General features: G+C 72.9%; 13 protein-coding genes. 5 read left to right on the forward strand and 8 right to left on the reverse strand.

Annotation, left to right across the window (positions count from 1 at the left end):
• Positions 1–5 precede the first annotated feature (5 nt).
• From ABD366_RS10995 to ABD366_RS11030, 8 genes are all read right to left on the reverse strand, one after another.
• Positions 6–1,022, reverse strand: coding sequence for a LacI family DNA-binding transcriptional regulator (locus ABD366_RS10995; protein ID WP_324767343.1), 1,017 nt, complete (start codon positions 1,020–1,022; stop codon positions 6–8).
• A 211-nt stretch (positions 1,023–1,233) separates the two neighbouring features.
• Entirely contained in the window at positions 1,234–3,024 is a 1,791-nt protein-coding gene (locus ABD366_RS11000) for an HEXXH motif domain-containing protein (RefSeq protein WP_344441554.1), read from the reverse strand.
• A gap of 24 nt (positions 3,025–3,048) precedes the next feature.
• Positions 3,049–3,243, reverse strand: coding sequence for a hypothetical protein (locus tag ABD366_RS11005; RefSeq protein ID WP_324770606.1), 195 nt, complete (start codon positions 3,241–3,243; stop codon positions 3,049–3,051).
• Between the two features lie 143 nt (positions 3,244–3,386).
• Complete coding sequence (locus ABD366_RS11010) at positions 3,387–4,478, reverse strand: effector-associated domain 2-containing protein (RefSeq protein ID WP_324770605.1); 1,092 nt, start codon at positions 4,476–4,478, stop codon at positions 3,387–3,389.
• A complete protein-coding gene (locus tag ABD366_RS11015; RefSeq protein ID WP_344441556.1) occupies positions 4,475–5,623 on the reverse strand; it encodes a hypothetical protein in 1,149 nt (382 codons plus the stop codon). Before ABD366_RS11015 ends, ABD366_RS11010 begins: the two co-directional genes overlap by 4 nt.
• A 139-nt stretch (positions 5,624–5,762) precedes the next feature.
• Positions 5,763–10,121: an FxSxx-COOH system tetratricopeptide repeat protein gene (gene fxsT, locus ABD366_RS11020; RefSeq protein WP_344441558.1), complete on the reverse strand. Its 4,359-nt coding sequence runs from the start codon at positions 10,119–10,121 to the stop codon at positions 5,763–5,765.
• On the reverse strand, positions 10,121–11,167 hold the full coding sequence (locus tag ABD366_RS11025) for an AAA family ATPase (protein WP_324767843.1): 1,047 nt from the start codon (positions 11,165–11,167) through the stop codon (positions 10,121–10,123). The genes fxsT and ABD366_RS11025 overlap by 1 nt, the downstream gene beginning before the upstream one ends.
• The gene (locus tag ABD366_RS11030) at positions 11,164–12,594 is read right to left on the reverse strand and encodes a VMAP-C domain-containing protein (RefSeq protein ID WP_324767844.1); all 1,431 of its coding nucleotides are present in this window, start codon (positions 12,592–12,594) and stop codon (positions 11,164–11,166) included. Before ABD366_RS11030 ends, ABD366_RS11025 begins: the two co-directional genes overlap by 4 nt.
• A 288-nt stretch (positions 12,595–12,882) precedes the next feature.
• Here ABD366_RS11030 and ABD366_RS11035 point away from each other — a divergent pair, with 288 nt between their 5' ends.
• The 5 genes from ABD366_RS11035 (at position 12,883) to ABD366_RS11055 (ending at position 20,132) form a co-directional block, all read left to right on the forward strand.
• The gene (locus ABD366_RS11035; protein ID WP_324767845.1) at positions 12,883–13,620 is read left to right on the forward strand and encodes a YoaK family protein; all 738 of its coding nucleotides are present in this window, start codon (positions 12,883–12,885) and stop codon (positions 13,618–13,620) included.
• Between the two features lie 283 nt (positions 13,621–13,903).
• A complete protein-coding gene (locus tag ABD366_RS11040) occupies positions 13,904–14,131 on the forward strand; it encodes a type A2 lantipeptide (RefSeq protein ID WP_324767846.1) in 228 nt (75 codons plus the stop codon).
• Positions 14,132–14,264: 133 nt separating this feature from the next.
• On the forward strand, positions 14,265–15,065 hold the full coding sequence (locus ABD366_RS11045; protein WP_324767847.1) for a biotin/lipoyl-containing protein: 801 nt from the start codon (positions 14,265–14,267) through the stop codon (positions 15,063–15,065).
• A complete protein-coding gene (locus tag ABD366_RS11050) occupies positions 15,062–17,293 on the forward strand; it encodes an NHLP family bacteriocin export ABC transporter peptidase/permease/ATPase subunit (RefSeq protein WP_411293668.1) in 2,232 nt (743 codons plus the stop codon). Before ABD366_RS11045 ends, ABD366_RS11050 begins: the two co-directional genes overlap by 4 nt.
• A gap of 1 nt (position 17,294) precedes the next feature.
• Entirely contained in the window at positions 17,295–20,132 is a 2,838-nt protein-coding gene (locus ABD366_RS11055; protein WP_324767848.1) for an NHLP bacteriocin export ABC transporter permease/ATPase subunit, read from the forward strand.
• Positions 20,133–20,308 lie beyond the last annotated feature (176 nt).

Consider the following 20,308-nt stretch of genomic DNA (forward strand, 5'->3'; position numbering starts at 1 on the left):
GCGGTTCAGGCCCCCACCGGAGCCTGGGCCGCGCTCTCGCGCACGGTCAACTCCGGGGAGAGCAGGACGACTTCCTCCTGCGAACCGCGGCCCTCGATCCGCGCGATGACCTGCTCGACGGCGCGCCGCCCCATCTCCTGCGCGGGCACCGCGACCGAGGTGAGCGGCACCGAGGCGTGCGCGGCGACCTGCTCGGGGCAGACGGCGACGACCGACACGTCCTCCGGCACGGCGCGGCCCGACTGACGCAGCAGGGCGAGCAGCGGATCGGTCGCGGCCTCGTTCTGCACGACGAACGCGGTCGTGCCGGGGCGCTCGTCGAAGACCCGCGACAACGTTGCCGAAACCGAGGCGTACGAGCCTTCGCAGGGGCGGTGCAGCAGCTTCAGGCCCAGCTCCCTGCTGCGCTCGCGCAGGCCCGTCAGGGTGCGCTCGGCGAAGCCGGTGCGCCGCTCGTACACCGCGGCGGCCTCTCCGATGACCGCGATCTCGCGGTGTCCGAGATCGGCCAGGTGCTGGGCGCAGGCGGCGCCGGCGGCGGCGAAGTCGAGGTCCACGCAGATGAGTCCCGCCGTGTCGGACGGCAGCCCGATCAGGACGGCGGGCCGGCTCGCGGTGCGCAGCAGCGGCAGCCGCTCGTCGTCCAGCTCGACATCCATCACGATCATGGCGTCGGCGAGCGCGCTGCCCTCTATGCGGCGCACCGCCTGGGCGCCCTCCTCGCCGGTGAGGAGCAGGATGTCGTAGCCGTGGGTGCGGGCGGCCGTGGTGACGGCCATCGCGATCTCCATCATCACCGGCACGTACATGTCGGTGCGCAGCGGCACCATCAGCGCGATGATGTTCGACTTGCTGCTGGCCAGCGCGCGTGCGCCCGCGTTCGGGTGGTAGCCGAGCTGGCGGACGCTGGTCTCGACGCGCTCACGGGTGGCGGCGGAGATGGACCGCTTCCCGCTGAGGACGTAGCTCACGGTGCTGGCGGAGACTCCGGCGTGCCGGGCGACCTCTGCGAGCGTGACCATGTCGTTCTCCTGAGCCGTGACGAGGGGGGACGCCGACGCGGAGCGCTTCGACGGGGACGGACTGTGCGCTGTACGTTCGGCAGATCGACTTTATGGGGCCGACTCGTACCTGTCCAGAACGCCATCGAAGCGCTTCGACAGCGGGATCCGCCCCACTGTCACCTCACAGGTTAATGACAGTCGGCGGTCCTGGGGTCCCCCATGGTCGAGGTCAGGCCAGTTCGCCGGGTACCTGGCGCCTCGGTGCCCGGCCGGCGAGCCAGTCCACGACCCGGGCTGCCTCCTCCACCTCGCCCGCCCCGACTCCGGAAGCCTCCAGCGCGGCGGCGACCCGTTCCGGCCGGGCCAGTACCCGCCGGACCCGCGGCCGCACGGCCGCTTCCGCGAGCAGCCGGCCGGCCAGGGCGTGCGCGTCGTCGGGAGCGCTCCGCAGCCGCGCCGCGTACAGCTCTCTCGCCTGCTCCGCGTCCCCCGTCACCAGGCACGCGTCCGCGTCGGGGCCCGGCCGCGGCGCGAGATACAGAGCGGTCCGCGTGTCGTCCCAGTCCACGGCCGACGCCCCGGGCACGATCTCCGGCTCGAACCGGGACGGCGGCGCGGCGGCGCCCTCCCGCCACGCCCGGGCCAGCGCCTCCCGCTCGGACGCCCCGCACCGCAGGTTCCGCAGCCGCCATTCGACCCTGTGGCTCACCGCCGCGGCCCGGGCCCGGGCCGCCGCGCCGGGCTCCACCGGCTCACGCAGCCACCGGTCGAGTGTGGTGGCGAGGCCGCTGACCAGGCGCCGCCCCGCGGGTGTCAGGTCGGCGCGCGTGGCGAGGGTGCGGACCACCAAGCGCGTCTGCAGGCGGCGCAGGGCGAAGTGAAAGGGCGCCGTGTTCTGCGGATCGGCGGCCCGGTCCCCTATGCGGGCCCGCCAGAATCCGGTGACTCCGATGAACGCGTAGGCGCCGTGCAGCAGGCCGGGCAGGTGGCGCGGGTCGGCGCGCCACGGCGCGTAGTACCGCTCGGCCCGGTCGTCGGCGAGCAGCGGAAAGAGGTGGAGGAGCGCTCCGAGTTTGCTGTGCTGGAACTCGTGGACGAGGGACTCGGCGAGGTCGAGGGCGGTGTCGGGCCGGGACGCCATCATCGATCCGAAGGCGTCGCCGGTCGAGGCGCTCAACCGGGCGCCGGGCCGCTGCCCGGAGCTCCAGGGGACTATGCGGGTGAGGTCGCCGGGACGTACCGTGCCGACCGCGTCCTCAGCCGGCCCCGAGCCCGCCGGTGGCCGTAGGAGGGCGTGCGCCTCGGTCAACACCTGCTCCCACGCCGCGACTTCGTCGTCCGGGAGCCGTGCGGGGGCGACGGGTTCGTCGAGGTCCCGGTACGGGTCGATGTCGTCGAGGCACACACCGTCGGTCCCGAGCGTGCGCAGCGGATGCCACACCGGAGAGTCCGCGTCGTCCAGCGGGCGGACCGTGACCGGCCCCGCCGTCACCCGTGCCGACCGTACGGTGACGCGCACGGCGGTGAACCCGGGTGCGCTGTCGGGGAGTTGCAGAAGTCCGAGGGTCGGCAGGCTCACCGCTCCGTCCCGTGCGGGCACCGTCAGCTCGGCCTCGACCCCCGCGCGTACACATGCGGCGACCGCGACGCACGTGAGGTGTCCGGCGTCCGCCCACAGCGGCGGCCCGGAGGCGGCGCCGTGCAGGCGGCGCAGGGCGTGCGCGATCCACGACCCGCATTGCGGGCTCATGAGCAGAGCGTCCACCGCCGCCGGGGCACTCCGTGCCGCTTCCTCCACCGCCGCCCAGGCCGGCGCGACTTCACCCAGCGGGCCGAATACCGACGGGGATTCATCGATCCGGTCGAGAAGTTCGCGCAGCAGGAGCAGCCGTCTGGACCGCTCGCCTCCGCTCAGGAAGGCGACGGCCCGCTCGGAGCCGCCGCCCGTGGCCAGCTCGTCGAAGAGTGGTCCCGGCATGCGCAGCGCGGGGTGGGCGGTCTCGGTCGGTGCGCCGGACACGGGCCCGGACGATGCCCCCACGCGTTACTCGGCCCGGCCCGGGGGGTTGCCGCCGCCGCCCGCGATCGCATTGCCGCGAGGACGGCGCGTCTCGTCGAGAAGCCTGCGGCTGGGCGCGGCCGGGTGACGCCGCAGCTCCGCGACACTGATCGCGGCGAGGTCCGCCAGGTCCGACTCCACGTCGTCCGCCGGACGGTCGGCGCGTACCGGCTCTTTCAAGGTGTGCTCCCCCTTCACATACGACGGCACGCGATGCCGCCGTCCTGCATCCATCATGACGAAGCCTGCCCGGTCCCGGAACCCGCAGACCCGGACGAAGATCGAGAACGCCCTGTTGGCCGATTCTCGTCGGGCTCCGGGGTTCAGTCTTCCGCCAAACCCTCGATGGCGGTACTGAGTTCAGCGGCCCGGCCGGGATCGTCGTCCAGGGAGTTCACCGCCTCGTACAGAGCCCACAGGTCATCGGCTCGCCGGTCGTGCGCGCGCACGATGGCGACAAGGTCGGGGCGGGCCACCGGGCTGCGCCGCATCTGGGCGGTCAGGCGCGGATCGAGCAGCAGCACCAGGGTCTGGCGCTCGTCGGGGCTGTGGGCCAGCGGGTAGGCGAGCAGCGCGTCGACGACGCGGGTGAGCGCCGACAGGGCACCGCGGTTTCCGGCCCGCGCGGCGCCGGGCCGCAGTGTTTCCTGGCGGCCGGGTCTGCTGAGGATCAGTGTCGGCAGCTGCGTCGTACGTCCCGCTTCCCACTCCTTCTCGACCAGTGCGCGCACGTCCGCGAAGAGCGGTTCCGGATCAGGGGCGACGCCCACGCCCTGCCGGTCGAGCACCTTGAGCACCAGGTCGGAGAAGAGGCCGGTGCGCCGGACGGGGTCGTTGACGGCGCGCTGCCCACGGGTCACGGCGAGCATCATGGCCTGCTCGTGAACGTCGGTGCGGCCGCCCGCCGGGAGGTGTTCGGTGGGAAGGGAGTGCGGGAAGCCGTGCCGCTCGTCGAAGGTCTGGCAGGCGTCGACGACCCAGGTCTGCCGGTGGAATCCAGCGAGCGCGTCGCCGCCGAGGCGTCTGCGGGCGGACTCCAGGTCGATGTTGCGCCGGTCGTCCCCGGTGGCGTCGGCGCAGTAGAGCCGGATCCGCTCCTCCTGGTCGAGAACGCCGTGGCTGCCCCACCACACCCACAGGAAGTCCCCCTGACGGGCGGGCAGTTCGTGGACGAGGGCGTCGCGCAGCGTGGCGTGGTCGGCGCTTTTGTACGGCGGTCCGGGTATCTCGCCGTCGGCGGGCGAGAGGTGCAGCAGAATGTTGGATTCGGGCACCCCGCGCTCGCGCAGCCAGGCATGGAAGCGCAGCGCGTCGTGGGCGGGGCCGGGGAGCCGCCAGCTGTCGCCCGCCGCGTACCGTTCGACCCCGACGACGAGCGCCGTGACGCGGGTCGGGTCGATGTCCTGGTACGTCACGGGAGTCGGGCCGCGATGGCCCGGTAGACGTCGGGGTTGTCCCAGTAGGCGCTGTGCGCGACCGGGAAGGGCTGGCGGCTGTCGGCCGCGATGTCGGCGACCCGGCCGGGGAAGAGCGGGGCGCCGAGGTAACCGAGCAGGTCACGCGGGTCGTAGAGGTTCAGCCAGTCGGGCACGTGCGCGGGCAGCGGCGCCGGGTGCGCGAGGGAGGGCAGGGCGCCCGTCTCGTAGAGGAAGGGGCCTTGCGAGCCGACCGTGATGAGCAGTTCGACCCCTGGCTGCGGGTCCAGGACCAGCGTGTCGAGGGCCATGATGCCGCCGAGGCTGTGCCCGAGCAGGACGACCGGGGGCTCTTGCGCCGCGATCTGGTCGCGCAGCCCTCTTCGCGCCCCTTCGCCGCGCGCGAGGTAGCGCAGGATGTCTCCCGCGGCCGGGTGCGCGGCATCGGTGAGGGCCCGGCGGCGCCGGACCGCGATCCGTGAACCGGCTCTCATGGCGGGTCCCTTGAGGGCGCGCAGGAGCAGACCGCGGTCGGCTCCCGCCGGCGCGGCACCGAGCGCCTCGGCGATCCGGTCGACGGCGGCGTCCCGGGCGTCGCCCGTGCACTGGACGGGCGCGTCGGCTTCCAGGGCGGCGGCGACGGTGGCGGCGGTGAGGGCGCGGGCGAGCACCCGGGCCAGTTCGTCGGGGTCGAGGGCGGTGGCCGCGGGCGGCAGCAGCGGGGAGCGGGCGAGAGCGGCGGCGTGCGCGCCCAGGCCGGACCCCAACTCGGTTGCCAACCCGCCAATTTCGAGCAGCAGTCGGCGGGGCCGCTCGTCGGGGAACTCCGCCCCGGGCGCCGTCACGCCGCTCCCCGCACCGGCCGCGGCCAGGGCCAGCTCCGCCTCCGGGTCCGCGTACAGCCGCGCCCACCGCTCCGTCTCGTCCTCGCTCTCGTCGCCGAGGTCGCGGCTCGTGCCGCCGGGCGCGTCCGGCACGCTCGCCCCGCCCGCGGCCAGCGTGGCCCCGTGGGCTTCGCCCCAGTAGTAGGGGACGACGCGGGCGTGCGGTGCCACCGCCGCGAGGCCCGAGGTGATCCGGGTGTACAGCTCAGTGAAACGGGGTTCTCTGACCCCCGTGCCGTGAATGAAGACGATCGTGGTCATGCGTCGGCCCCCGTGACGATCCGCAGACTAGCTCTACGTTGTTGCTGCTGCGTCAGTTTTTCTGCGGTGCAGCGCCGGCTTGAGGTCGGCGCGTCGTGGGCGCAGGCGGCACCCACGACGGCCGGACATCACCCAGACGTCACCACGGCATCGGCGCGATGTCGAACTCGATGCGCTGGTGCAACTGCGCCGCCATGCGCCAGGGGTGCTCGGCGCCGAGCACCCGGGTGAGGCCCTCGACCGCCTCGGCGTGGAGCCGGTCCGCCCGCGCGGTCTCGCCGAGGCCACGCAGGTCCAGAGCGAGGTTGGCGGTGCAGGACAACGTCACCGGGTGCGCCGCTCCCGCGACTTCGGTCAGCAGCGGCAGCACGGCCTCGTCGACGGCGCGGGCCGCCGCGAAGCCGAGGCGCGCGTAGTGGTCATTGGCCCGGCTGAGCCGTGCGGTGAGCGTGGAGGGGTGCCGCTCCCCCACAGTGGCGGTGAACCGCTCGACGGCCTCGATGTCGCAGCGCTCGGCGGCGTCCACGTCACCCAGGGCGCGCAGGGTCGCCGCCAGGTTGACCAGGGCGCTCAGGGTGTTCGCGTGGTTCTCGCCGAACACGGCGCGGTACCGCGTCACGTTCTTCTCGCCCAGTTCGCGGGAGAGCGCCAGGTCGCCGGTGAGGCGGCGGTCGACCACGGCGTTCATCTGCGTGGCCAGCGTGCCGTCGTACTGCGTGCCGTAGCGCTCGGTGAACCGGACCAGCGTGTCCTCGGTCAGTTCCCGCGCCTCGGCGAAGGCACCGGCGCGGCGGCGGCACGCCGCGAGTTCACGGGCCGTGCCGAGGGTGGCCGCGTTGTCGAGGCCGAGGTTCGTCACATGCGTCTCGTACGTCGACTCCTGGAGGACGTGGGCCCCGAGGTAGTCACCGGTCTCCCGGACGTCGATCGCCAGGGCGTTGAGGGAGTTGAGGGTCAGACCGTTGGCGGGGCCGTAGAGCAGGTCGAACTGGCGGGCCGTCTCCTCGTCGAGGGCGAGCGCCTCGGCGAACGCGCCGCAGCAGCGCAGGGTCACGCCGTAGTTGTGCGTGGCCTCCAGGGTCTGGGGATCGTCCGGGCCGAAGAGGCGGCGGGCCATCGCCAGCGCCTCCTCGTCGAGCGCCCGAGCCGCGTCGAAGTCGCCCTGGTAGCGCTGGGCCATGGCCATCTGCCAGATGGAGCCGATGAGCTCCTCGTCCGGTACGTTCCCCTCGCGTGAGCGCTCCAGGGCCGTCTCGTTGAGCCGCATGGCCTCTTCGGGGCTGCCGAACTTGCGCAGCATGAACGCCAGGAACTTGGCCATCCTGATCACCAGGATGTCGTCGTCGCCCGACTGGGCCTGCCAGGCCGTCCATGCCTGCCGCGCCATGCTCATCGAGACGTCGTGGGCGCCCCAGAAGTAGAGGAAGGACACGATGTCGTAGACGAGGTCGCGCACCCAGGGATCGGAGCTGCGGACCGCGCCCGAGGCCTGCACGTGCGGCAGCAGCGCCTGGTAGGTCGGCCAGAGTTCGGGCGAGGCGCCCACGCCCGGTTTGGCGGTGGCGAGAAGCTGGTGGGCGGCCCGCCGCATCTTGGTCTCCGCTGCCTCGTCGAGGCCGGTCGCCAGCACGTTCTGCATCAGACGGTGCATCTGGAGGGTGCCGCGTTTGTGGTCGAGGCGGATCAGCGAGAACTTGCTCAGCTCACGCGTGGCGCGGGCGAGCAGCACCGGGTCGCGCAGGACCGGGTCGAGCTCGGGGCTGATCTCCACGTTCCGGCCGCCGCGCAGCAGGCTCAGCGGGATCGGTTCGGGCGCCATCAGGGCGCAGATCTCCAGGAGTTGACGGGCGGCGGGCTGTTCCTGCGCGAGGCGGTCGAGCGAGAGGTTCCAGGCCGCGGCGACCGGCACCGGGTAGTCCGGGTTCGGGTCGAGGTCGAGGATCTCGACGCGGCGCTGGGCGAGGAGTTCGAGGTGTTCCGCGACGGGCATGCCGGTGGCGGCGTGCCAGGCACCGGCCTGCTCGATGGCGAGCGGCAGGTCGCCGAGCGCCTCGGCGAGGCTGCTCGCGTCCTCGGTGCTGAGGTCCGGGGCGCGGCGCTGGAGCAGGGCGACGGACTCGGTGCGGTTGAAGACGTCGACGCTGAGCGGGGTGGCGACGCGCTCCCAGTCACGGTTGCGGGAGGTCACGATGATCTTGCCGGGTCCGCCGCTGGGGAAGTAGGCCCGGACCGCGTCGATGTCCTCGGCGTTGTCGAAGATCAACAGCCAGTTCTCGTACGGCTTTCCGGTGCGCAGCGCCTCCTGCACGGCGGGCACGGCGGTGTTGGCCTGCGGGCCCGTGTTCAGGCCGAGGGACCCGGCGAGTTCGGCGAGGGAGGCGAGGATCAGGGACTCGCGCTCGGCGGGGATCCACCAGATCACGTTGTACTCGGCGCTGTGCCGGTACACGTACTCGATGGCGATCTGCGACTTGCCGACACCGCCCATCCCGTGGAGCGCGTGCGGCAGGACCGCGGCCGTCTCCTTCTGGCGCAGCTGCTCGTCGACCGCTTCCAGGAGGATCTCGCGTCCCGTGAAGTTGGGGTTCTTGGGCGGGACGTTCCCCATGATCTTCGGCTGACCGCTCCGGACGAAGCGATGTTCGGGAGCCTTGAGGTCCATGGGCGTGTCAGCCTTCCCAGCGTCATTGTCTTCGGTTGTCTCAGGGCTCGCCGTGGGCACATCGTCTCCTGGTTCGGTGGTGCTGTCCGGAACCAGCCCTTCCCCAGGAGGCCCGCCGTTATGGCTCTGCGGGCCCTCGCCTCCCCCGTTCGGGACGGGTGCGCCGCCGGTGAGGCCGGCCACGATCCGCGCGGCACGCCGGGCGTGCGGCCCGGAAAGGGCCCGCAGGACCGCCAGTTCGACGCGCAGCCAGGGGCCGCCCGGGGCCGCGGTGTCCGGCAGGGCCGTGCGCTCCGGGTCGCGGACGGCGGCCCGCAGGGGTGCGGCTCCGCCGTGCCCCGAGCGGAGCTCGGCGAGCAGGTCGACGGCGTGGGCCAGCTGGCCGCGGTTGCCTGTGGCGAGCAGCGCCTCGCGCACCCCGTCCGCGAACTCGGGCCGGCCGTCACCGTCGTGGTCCCAGTCGATGAGGCCGCCCATCATCACCTCGGCGACGTGGTCCGGGCCGGCTTCGGGGACCGCGCGCTCGCGCAGCTCCTCGATGAGGTCGAAGTCGAGCGGGATCACCGCGAGCAGCAGCGCCAGGTGCCGGGCGAGCGGACTGGCCAGGCCGAGGAAGCGGGCGACGACGGCAGCCGCGGCGCGCGGTCCGTCGATGCGCGGGGCCCGCAGGCCGGGCGCGGGGGCGCCCTTGGCGAGGGCTCCGGCCAGGACGACGGGCAGGGTGCGGCGCACTCCGGGCTCGCCGGTGACGAGGTCGGCCCAGGCCGTGACCGACGCCGGGTGCGCGCTGAGCACCGGCACCGGGACGCCGTCGTCGTCCGGTTCGGGCAGCGGGTCGGCGAGCGGGTGCGGCGGCCGGAAGGACAACTGCCGGTTGGGCGCGCCGAATCCGGCCGCGCCGAGCTCCGCGCGGAAGGGGTACAGCGAGGAGCGGTGGCGCAGATAGGGCGGCAGGAGGTGGACGAGGGCGGTCGGTCCGCCGCGCGCGAGCCGGGTGAGCAGCTCGTCGGCGCCGGGGGCGGCCCAGCCCGCGCCGAGTCCGTCGGTGACGACGAGGAAGAGCCTTCTGCCGCTGCCGTCGAGCAGTTCCCGCGCGTCACCCGTGCGGCCGCCCGGCCAGCGCAGTGACGCCGGCCCGGTCGCGGGCACCGAGATACGCACGGTGCGCACGTCGCGGAACACGCCGCTCTGCGTGGCCTCCTCGGTGACGCGTCGGACGGTGCCGCGCCAGACCCGCATGGTGAGCGTGTCGTCGACGAGGAGGACCAGGTCGAACGTGGGTTCCCGGTCGGGTCGCAGATACGGGATCCACAGGCCGTCGCTGAGTCCGTACTCGGCCGTGCGCTCCTCGTCGAGCCGGTTCAGTGTGTGCGTGGGCACCCGGCGGCCCAGGGCGCGCAGCGCGCGGGCGAGCCGCAGGGGCCGGGGGCCGGCCGGGGCGGGGAGCGGAGGCAGCCGGAAGACGGGTTCGGCGCCCGGTCCCTCAAGGGCCGGGCGCAGCAGGGGCAGGGCGATCCGGTGTGTCTCCTCGTCCGCGTCCGGGCGACGCGGCGCGGTCTGTGCGCGGGGCACAGGGAACGGTAAGGAAGGGGTGTCGGTGGGGGAAAGAGTGCCGGGGGGCGGCGGGGCGGGGGTCTCCACCGGATGATCCGGATGATCAGCTTCCGCCTGCTGGGTCTCCCGGAACCCGTGCCGTCCTGAGGCGAGCCACGCCGCCGCGAGCCAGGCGGAGTCCGCGAGATCGCGCCAGTCCGGTCCGTCGTCACCGACGCCGGTGGCCTCGCCGCTCCCGCCGTCGGTCGGGTCGGGGGCACGCTCCCTGGGCAAGCCGGTCATCAGCGGCCTTTCGCGAGGTCGCGCAGCAGCAACTCGACGAGCTTACGCCCGTGGGAGTCGTGCTGGAAACCACGCGAGGTCACCAGCTGGACGGCGTTGAGGAGTTGGTCGACGGAGTGGGTTCCTCCGTCCTGCACCTGGCGCTCGAACTGGTCCAGCAGAGGTCCGAGAACCTCCTCGCTGCCGGCCAGATGACTCGCCACGATCGCGACGAGCTGCTCGCGCGAGGGCAGCCGCAGCTCCAGCGGGAGACAGCGGCGGCGCAGCGGCAGCGGGAACTCGCGCTCACCGTTGCTGGTGATCACCACGATGGGGAACGCCCGGCATTCGACCCGGCCGCGCCGCACCGTGGTGCGCAGCCCCGGGTCGTCCGTGAAGACACTGACCTCTTCCTCGGCGCTGCGCATCAGCTCCGGTATGTCGTACGCCCCGTTCTCCATGACGTGGAGCAGATCGTGCGGCAGGTCGACATCGCATTTGTCGAGCTCGTCTATGAGCAGGACGCGCGGCTGTTCGTACGGGAGCAGCGCCGTGCCCAGGGGGCCGAGGGTCAGGAAGTCCCCCATCCGGGGCGCCCGTTCGCCGTCCCGCACAGGATCGGAGCCCGCGCGCCAGGCGGCGATGGCCTGGGCGCGGCCGATCGCGTCGTAGGAGTACAGACCGCCGGACAGCGTGGTGCGCGAGACGATGCCCCACTGCAGGATGCGGCCGAGGCCCAGCTCCTGGGCGATGAGGTACGCGAGGGTGGACTTGCCCACGCCCGGCGGGCCGGTCACCAGGAGCGGGCGGCGCAGCAGGATCGCCGCGTTGACGATGTCGATCTCCTCGTCGCGCAGCTGCACCAGGTCCTGTGCCTCGCCCAGGCGGCGTTCGGCGGCCCGTGCGTCGTCGAGGTCGGGCAGCGGCTGCGCGGGGCCGCCCGTGAAGCGCCGCCAGCGCGGCGGTTCGGGCAGCGCCGGTCCCTGCCCGACGGGGGCGCGGTGGCCGACGGCGCGGAACACACGCCAAGCGTGGGGCGCCCCGGCGGCACCGTACTGCTCCGTCATGCCGGCATCTCCTCACAGTCGACCAGGCGGTTCGGGTCGTCCCACAGGAACGCGATATGTCTGCCCACCAGGAGCGGTCCCACATCGTCCGTCTCGGCCTGGGTGCGCAACTGGTGCACTTTGGCGGGAAGTTGCGCAGGGGCGGTGCCGAGGATCAGCTGGAGCACCTCGACGGACCTCTCGTTGTTCTCCCGCCGGTCCCAGGCGGCGAGACCGACGCCCTCGGCGACGGCCGCGGCCAGCGCCTCCAGTCCGTTCCCCCGCACGGCGGGGTGCTGGAGGATCACGGCGGTCTTCTCCGGCGTCGCGGCGAGGGCGGCGCGCCACCGTTCGAGGTCGCCCTGTCCGTGTGCCCCGTTCCACCGGTACGTATCGGCCGCCGACGCCGCCTGGAAGGTGTTCCAGCGGGCCCGCCAGCGGCGCAGTTGGGCGGGGTCGCGGGCCCGCATCCGGTCCAGGCTGCGCAGATGCACGTAGTAACGCAGGCTCACCGGGAGCGGGGCGGTGTCGCCCTCGATCCCGAGCCGGGCCACGTCGTGGTTGAGCAGGCTGTGCGGCAGGACGAACTCGATGTGCACGGGGCCGTCGTCCGGCCGGTGCGCCCATTGCGCCTCGCCGTGGCGCACCGCGCGGTCGACGACGTCCGCGAGGGCGGTGAGCGTGGTGGTCTGCACGCCGAGGGCGACCGGCTGCCAGATCCCGGCGGCCGCGTTCACCCAGTGCCGTACGAAGATCCGGTCGGAGCTGTCGTCCGCGGGGTCGATCATGACGACGAGGGCGCGCGGCACGGACGCGTCGCGCGTCGCCGGCCCGGCGAGTCGCTCTCGTCGCTCCCCGAGGCCCGCGCTCTGGCCGGCTTCCTCGGCCCAGTTGTCGGACCAGGCCCGCAGTTCCGTGGCGCGGGCCGAGCCGAGAGCGGCGGTCACCTCGGCGAGGACGACGACCGGCGGCAGACCGTCGTACTGCGCGTTCTGCTCCAGCAGGTGGTCGAAGAAGTCCACGGCGTCGTCGCAGTCGGGCAGGTCGATGCGCAGTTCACGGGCGAGCTCGGTGTGCAGCGCGGCTCGGGGCACGGGGCCGGCGGCCAGTAACTCGCGTGCCTGACGGCGGGCCTTGTTGCTGAGCACGGGTGGTAACGCCGGGTCCCCGCGGGTCTCGACGCCGCGCAGCTCGCGCGCGGCGAGCAGGGCGAGGCTGTCGGCCGCCTCCACGGACGCGAGGGCCTCGACCGCTCCGCGCAGCGCGGGAAAGCCCCGCTGGTGGGGGAGGATCTTCATCAGAAGGGCGACCATCTCGGCGCGCGGCTCCAGACCCCGCTCGCTCACTTCGAGGCCCGACTCCTCGGCGACCAGTTCGATGAACAAGGAGCGCTGTCCGGCATCGCGAATGCACCCCAGCGCGATCAATTCCTTCGTGAGGACCGTCACCAGGCGCACCGGGACGCCTCGCGGTCCCTGTGTCGCGCCTGTCTCCACCGACCATCCCCCATGAACCGGTCCCGCGACGGGAACTGTCGGCGAAGTTACCACGCCAATTACCGTGCGAACAGGGCTGATTGAAGCTGCACGTGAGACGTGTGGGAGCCCCGGGGCGGAATGCGCCGACGGGGGTCGGCGGGGTCCCGGCACGGGCCGTCCGGCGGCAGGTGCGCGACCCGCGCCCGCACACGGCGAGCTGCGGACGGCCGTCCGCTTCCGCGGCCTACCGTCGGCGGTATGAACAGACGCGTCCAGTTCTCCCTCCTGTTGCTCGCCGCGGCCTCCGGGTGCGTCGACGCGCTGGCGTTCACGGTGCTGGGGACCGTGTTCGCCGGCGTGATGACCGGGAACCTCGTGCTGCTCGGTGCGGCGGTGGGGCACGCGGCGGGGTCGGGGGCCGGCACCGGCGAAGGGGTGGCCGCTCCTCTGTACGCGCTCGGTGGCTACGTCGTCGGTGCCGCGCTCGTCGCGCTCGTGTGCCGGGGTGCCGCGCGGCGGGCCTCGTGGCCGGGCCGGGTCGTGGCGTGCCTCGCGGGGCAGACCGTGATGCTCGCGGGTGTCGCCGTGGTGGGCGGGGTGCTCGACGGGCGGCCCGGCGGGGCCTGGCGGACGGTGCTGCTCGTGGTCGCCGCCCTGGCGATGGGCGGGCAGTCGGCGGCCATGGTCGCGGCCGGCTCCGGCGCCGCGCCGACGACCTACTTCACCGGGACCCTCACCGCACTCGTCACCGGAACGGCGGACGGATCGGGGCGCGGGACCGGCCGGCTGTGGGTCGCCGCCCGGCTCTGCGCGGTCGTCGCCGGGGCCGCGTGCGGCGTCGCCGTGCACGCGGGAGCGCCGTCCTGGGGCTTCGTGCCGCCCGCCGTATTCACGGCTGCGGCCGTGGGTTGCCAGAAACCTGCACAGCGATTGCGCAGGGCAGTCACGAGGCTCCACAAAAATCCGTTGCACCATACAAACAATGAAACCCATTGATGCGAGAGTGTCCATTTTGCTGAAAGTGATCCCCTCCTTCGCGCAATTCACGCGGTGAAGATTGTGAAGGAGCTGCCAGCGGCCGGTGAACAAGCCTGCACCAGGCGGTAATTGACCTCGCACATTCCCCCTGACCGGGGACGTTCCGATTGGCTGTGCGAACCGGCGGCGTGCTTTGATCCTCGGCACCGCAGGACATCAGGGATTCGCATCCACCGAATCCGTGATGCGTTCCGCGTTTTTTGAATTACCCGGATACCCACTGAGAAGGGCGGCTCTCCTCATGAGCAACACCCCCCAGGTCCAGACCCTCGAGATCTCCGACGCCGAGCTCGACAACGTCTCCGGCGGCCTCGTCGGCGGTCTCGTCGGCAACGTGAGCGGCACCGTCGACTCGATCGCCCCCGTCTCGGGCGTCGTCGCCGGCGTCACGGGCACCGTCGAGGGCCTGACCGGCATCAACGCCGGCGCCGTCACGGGTCTGGCCACCGGTCTGGTCTCCGGCCTCTGAGTCGGATCCCCAACGGATCACGCCGCCGCCGACCTGACCGGCAGCGGCACCAAGGCCTCGGGACCTCTGGTCCCGGGGCCTTCGGGCGCGTGTGGGCCCCGCCGCGCCTTGAGCAACGTAAGGGAAACACCCCGTGCAGTTCCGCCAACAGGCCCTCAGCAAGCTGCAGTCACCGGAGGAGCTCGACCTGCCGGTGCGCCTCGCGCGGCCGCAGGGAGTGCTCGCCCTCGCCGTGACCGTCGTCGTCATGGCCGCCGCCTGCGTATGGGCGGTGACCGGTTCGGTGTCCTCGACACTCAAGGCGAGCGGCATCCTGACCTACGGCCAGGGCAGTTACGTCCTGCAGACCCCGGTCACCGGTCAGGTCACGGGCCTGTACGTGAAGGAGGGGCAGCGGGTCGACGCGGACGCGCCCCTGCTCAAGGTCCGTACGGAGCAGGGGAACCGGGTGGTGCGCGCCATCGACGCGGGCCGGGTCACCGCGCTCGTCGCACGGATCGGCTCGGTGGTCACCACGGGCGCTGACGTCGCGACCCTGGAGAAGACGGCCTCCGCGCACGATCCGCTGCTCGCCATGCTGTACGTGCCCGCGACCGGCGCGGCGAACGTGCCCGCGGGCGCCTCGGTCGACCTCACCGTGCCCGCCGCCCAGAGCTACGGGGTGCTGCGCGGCAAAGTGAAGGCAGTGGGCCGCGGGGCGCAGACGCGGCGCCAGATCACCGACTTCCTCGGGGACGGCGAACTGGCCGCGCAGTTCACAAAGGGCGGCACCCGCGTGCCGGTGCTCGTGCAGCTCACCAAGGACACGGCCACGAAGTCCGGCTACGCCTGGTCGACGGCGGACGGGCCGCCCTACCCCCTCCCCTCCATGACCCTCGCCTCCGGCGCCGTGCACCTCGCCGAGCAGCGCCCGATCGATTGGCTGCTGCCGTGACCGCCGCCTCGCTCCCGCCCGCGGGCCACCGCCCCGACCGCCGCCGGGCCCGGTCCGCTCCCCCGCCGCCCAAGCGCCGCAAGAAGGTGCGCACGCCGACCGTGCTCCAGATGGAGGCCGTCGAGTGCGGCGCCGCCGCGCTCGGCATGGTCCTCGCGTTCCACGGCCGGCACATCCCGCTGGAGGAGCTTCGGATCGCGTGCGGCGTCTCCCGGGACGGCTCGCGCGCCAGCAACCTGCTCAAGGCGGCCCGTAGTTACGGCATGACCGCCAAGGGCATGCAGATGGAGCCGGCCGCGCTCGCCGACGTGCAGGGCCCCGCGATCCTGTTCTGGGAGTTCAACCACTACGTCGTCTACGACGGCATGGGGCGGCGCTTCGGGCGGCGCGGCGTGCACATCAACGACCCGGACAAGGGCCGCCGCTTCGTCGCCATGGAGGACTTCGACACCAGCTTCACGGGTGTGGTCCTGGTCCTGGAGCCGGGTGACGACTTCCGCTCCGGCGGGCGCCGCCCCGGGGTGCTGCGCGCCATGCCGGGCCGGCTGCGCGGCACGACCGGCACGATACTCGCCGCGCTCCTCGCGAGCCTGCTCCTCGTCGCCGTCGGCGCGGCGGTGCCCGCGCTCAGCAAGACGTACATCGACCTGTTCCTGATCGGCGACCAGACCTCGCTGCTCGGCGCGCTGTTCACGTCGATGGGCGCCATGGTGGCCCTGACGGGCGTCCTCACCTGGCTGCAACAGGCGAACCTGCTGCGTGGCCGCATCATCTCGTCGACGCTGAGCAGCGCCCGCTTCTTCCGCCATCTGCTGCGGCTGCCGGTCACGTTCTTCGCCCAGCGCAGCCCGGCCGACCTCGTGCAGCGGCTCCAGTCCAACGACGCGGTCGCCGAGACGCTGGCCCGCGACCTCACCGCGGCGGGCGTCGACGGCATCGTGGTGCTGCTGTACGCGGCGCTGCTGTGGAGTTACGACCCGCAGCTGACGATGGTCGGCGTCGGCATCGCACTGCTGAATGTCGTGGCGATGCGGATCGTCATACGGCTGCGCGCGACCGGTACGCAGAAGCTGCGGGCGGACTCGGCGCGGCTCACCAACACCTCGTACACCGGGCTTCAGCTCATCGAGACGATGAAGGCGACCGGCGGCGAGAACGGGTACTTCCGGCGGTGGGCCGGCCAGCACGCGACGACCCTGGAGGAGCAGCAGAAGCTCGGGGTGCCGAGCGCGTGGCTCGGTGTCGTCGCGCCGACGCTCGCGACCCTGAACAGCGCGCTGATCCTGTGGATCGGCGGGCTGCGCGCCGTCGAGGGGCATCTGTCGGTGGGTCTCCTTGTCGCGTTCCAGGCACTCGTCACCCGTTTCACCGCGCCGATCACCCGGCTCAACGGGGTCGCGGGCCGCATCCAGGACTTCGCCGCCGACGTGGCACGACTGAAGGACGTGGAGAACTTCCCTGTCGACACGCTGTACGCGCGCCCGGAGGCGGTGCAGAGCACGCGCCGTCTCAAGGGGCACGTCGAGCTGGAGGAGATCACCTTCGGCTACAGCCCGCTCGACAAGCCGCTCCTGTCCGGGTTCTCGCTGACGGTGGGGCCCGGGCAGCAGGTGGCGCTCGTCGGCGGTTCCGGCAGCGGCAAGTCGACGGTCTCCCGGCTGATCTCCGGCCTGTACACGCCCTGGGAGGGCGTCATCCGGATCGACGACCGGCGCCTCGACGACATCCCGCGCGGTGCGCTCGCGGCCTCCGTGTCCTTCGTCGACCAGGACGTCTTCCTCTTCGAGGGCACCGTGCGCGACAACGTGGCGCTGTGGGACCCGTCGATCTCGGACGAGGCGGTCGCCGACGCGCTGCGCGACGCGTGCCTGTACGACGTGGTGGCGCGGCGGCCCGGCGGGCTGCACAGCCGCGTCGAGCAGGACGGCCGCAACTTCTCCGGCGGGCAGCGCCAGCGCCTGGAGATCGCCCGGGCGCTGGTGCGCCGCCCCAGCATCCTCGTCCTCGACGAGGTGACGAGCGCGCTCGACGCCGAGACCGAACAGATCGTGATGGACAACATCCGGCGGCGTGGCTGCGCGTGCGTGGTCATCGCGCACCGGCTCAGCACCGTGCGCGACAGCGACGAGATCGTGGTCCTCGACCACGGGCAGATCGTCGAGCGGGGCCGGCACGAACAACTGGTCGCGGCCGGCGGTCCCTACGCCGAGCTGGTCAGGGAGCACTGAGATGACGTACACGCAACCGGAGTTCACCCCGCACGCCGCTTCCGACCAGGTGGTGGCCGCGTTCGGCGGGCTCGGTACGCCGGTCGACTGCGCGGGTCTGCGCAGCCTGTCGCTGGAGGGGCCGCAGGTGCTGTGGCTCGTCGTGGACGGCGCGCTCGACCTGTTCGCGGTGGACGCGTACGCGCAGGGCCACTGGCACTTCCTGGGCCGTCTGGAGCCGGGCACGCTGCTGCTCGGCCCGGTCGAGGGCACCCAGCACACCCTGGTGGGCCGGCCCCTCGCGGGCTGTGCGCTGCGCCGGATCCCGCTGCGCGAACTGCCGTACTCGCCGGCCGTGCAGCAGTACCCCGACGGCACGTACGACATGGCGTGGAGCCTGCTGGAGGAGGCGTTCGCGCTCGGCGTCGGGCGCGGCCAGCGGGTCCTGTTCGAGGCACCCCTGAACGAGCGCGCCGGTCGCCCGACGGACGACGAGGTCCCCGGCGACGACGACGTGCTGTGGCCCCAGCTCGCCCCGGGCAGCGTGCAGTACGGGGCCGCGTACACCACCGACGCGGCCGCCGATCTGCTGATGGACGGCGCGCTGTGGCAGCGGATGGTCAACCAGCAGTACCGCCTCCTGTCCACGCTCGACCGGTGGATCGAACGCCTGGAGAGCGCGCACGAGGACCGGGCGGCGGCCGGGATCCGGGCGGGCGAGGCCGTCCGCGAGCAGGCCGACCGGACGCTGCTCGCCTCGATCGGCACGCGCGGGCGGCGCGGTCGCGGAGCACAGGCCGGGGTCGACGCCACGTACGCCGCGTGCAAGGTGGTCGCGGACGCGTCCGGCATCCGGCTGGTGGAGCCGGGCCGCGGCGGCGCGGTCAGCGACCGGATCGACCCGGTCGAGCAGATCGCGGTCGCCTCCCGGATCCGCACCCGCCCGGTGCGGCTCGTCGGGGCCTGGTGGCGTCAGGACACCGGGCCGCTGGTCGGCTTCCGGGCCGCGTCCGGGGCGCCGGTCGCCCTGCTGTGGCGACGCGGCGGCTACGAGGCCGTGCACCCCTCCGGCGAGCGGCGCACCCGTATCGACGAGGACACGGTGGAGGATTACGAGGAGCGCGCCGTGATGCTCTACCGGCCGCTCCCGGACGGGGAGTTGTCGCCCTGGAAGCTGGCCCGGTTCAGCATGCGCGCCGCCGCCTCCGACGTGCGCAGGCTGCTGCTCGCGGGCCTGGTGACCGTGGGCCTCGGCGCGCTCGTGCCCGTCGCCACGGGCCAGGTCCTCGGCACGTTCGTACCGAACGCGCAGACCGGTCTGATCACGCAGGTCTCCCTGGCGGTCGTCGTCACGAGCATCGTGTCCGCGGTCTTCATGCTGTTGCAGAACGTGACCGTGCTGCGGGTCGAGGGCCGGGTGGAGAGCGTGCTCCAACCAGCGGTCTGGGACCGCTTGTTGCGGCTGCCGACGCGGTTCTTCGCGGCCCGTTCCACGGGTGAGCTGGCGAGCGCGGCCATGGGCATCAGCGCGATCCGCCGGCTGTTGTCCGGGGTCGGCCCGGTGGCCGTGCAGTCGGTGACGATCGGCGCGATGAACCTGGTGATGCTCCTCTTCTACAGCGTGCCGCTGGCTCTCGCGGCGCTCGGCATGCTGGTGGTCGTGGCGGCCGTCTTCCTCACGCTCGGCATGTGGGAACTGCGGTGGCAGCGGCGCCTGGTGGAGCTCGGCAACAAGCTCAACAACCGGGCCTACCAGACCTTGCGCGGCCTGCCGAAGCTGCGGGTCGCCGGGGCGGAGAGCTTCGCGTACGCGGCGTGGGCCAAGGAGTTCGCGCACAGCCGCGATCTGCAGCGCCGGGCGGGCCGCATCAAGAACGCGACGACGGTCCTCAACGCCGTGTACCTGCCGCTGTGTTCGCTGGTGATGTTCATGCTGCTCGCGGGCCCCGCGCGGGGCAGCCTGTCGGCGGCGGCGTTCCTCACCTTCAACACCGCGGTGACGATGCTCCTGACGTCCGTGACGCAGCTGACGGGCGCGCTGATCTCGGCGGCCGCCGTGCTGCCCATGTACGAGCAGATCAAGCCGGTGCTCGACGCGGAGCCCGAGGTGCGCGGCTCCGCGACCCAGCCGGGCGAGCTCACCGGAGCCCTCGAGGCGCGCGGGCTCTCCTTCCGCTACACCGACGACGGCCCGCTGGTCCTCGACGACGTGTCCCTGGCGATCCGCCCCGGCGAGTTCGTGGCCGTGGTCGGCGAGAGCGGCTGCGGCAAGTCGACCCTGCTGCGCCTGCTCATCGGCTTCGACGGGCCGACGTCCGGCAGTGTCCTGTACGACGGCCAGGACCTCTCCGCGCTCGACCAGGCGGCGGTGCGGCGCCAGTGCGGGGTCGTCCTCCAGAACGCGCAGCCGCTGACCGGTTCGATCTTCGAGTGCATCTGCGGCGCCGAGTCCTTCACGCAGGAGGAGGCCATGGCGGCGGCGGAGATGGCGGGCCTGGCCGAGGACATCAAGCGGATGCCGATGGGGCTGCACACGATGATCGCGGGCGGTGGCGCGATCTCCGGCGGGCAGCGCCAGCGCCTGATGATCGCGCAGGCGCTGATCCGCCGCCCGCGCATCCTGTTCTTCGACGAGGCGACGAGCGCGCTCGACAACGAGACGCAGCGCATCGTGATCGACAGCACGCGCGCGCTGCACGCGACCCGCATCGTGATCGCGCACCGGCTGTCCACGGTCCTGGACGCGGACCGGGTCGTCGTCATGTCGGCAGGGCGCGTCGTCCAGCAGGGCGCCCCGGCGGAGCTCCTCTCGGACACGAATGGTCGGCTGCACGAGCTTGTGCGGCGCCAGATGGCATGAAGCCCCGGCTCTGGGCGAGTGCGGCCCCGGTGGGGGCTGAGCGCGCAGTTCCCCCCGCCCCTCAGAGGTCGCATCTCGGCCGCGGCCCGGCGGGGCTTCTCGCGCGGTTCCCCGCGCCCCTGGAGTGTGCGGCTTCGCCGCAGCCCCGTGGACCGCTGAGATGGCGCACGCAGTGC

The sequence above is a fragment of the Streptomyces kunmingensis genome (assembly GCF_039533535.1).
GTDB classification, from domain to species: Bacteria; Actinomycetota; Actinomycetes; order Streptomycetales; family Streptomycetaceae; genus Streptomyces; species Streptomyces kunmingensis.

Coding starts and splice junctions, on each gene's coding strand:
- ABD366_RS10995 (WP_324767343.1), bottom strand. CDS start 1,022: ATGGTCACGCTCGCAGAGGTCGCCCGGCACGCCGGAGTCTCCGCCAGC.
- fxsT (WP_344441558.1), bottom strand. CDS start 10,121: ATGACCGGCTTGCCCAGGGAGCGTGCCCCCGACCCGACCGACGGCGGG.
- ABD366_RS11025 (WP_324767843.1), bottom strand. CDS start 11,167: ATGACGGAGCAGTACGGTGCCGCCGGGGCGCCCCACGCTTGGCGTGTG.
- ABD366_RS11040 (WP_324767846.1), top strand. CDS start 13,904: ATGAGCAACACCCCCCAGGTCCAGACCCTCGAGATCTCCGACGCCGAG.
- ABD366_RS11055 (WP_324767848.1), top strand. CDS start 17,295: ATGACGTACACGCAACCGGAGTTCACCCCGCACGCCGCTTCCGACCAG.
- ABD366_RS11035 (WP_324767845.1), top strand. CDS start 12,883: ATGAACAGACGCGTCCAGTTCTCCCTCCTGTTGCTCGCCGCGGCCTCC.
- ABD366_RS11015 (WP_344441556.1), bottom strand. CDS start 5,623: ATGACCACGATCGTCTTCATTCACGGCACGGGGGTCAGAGAACCCCGT.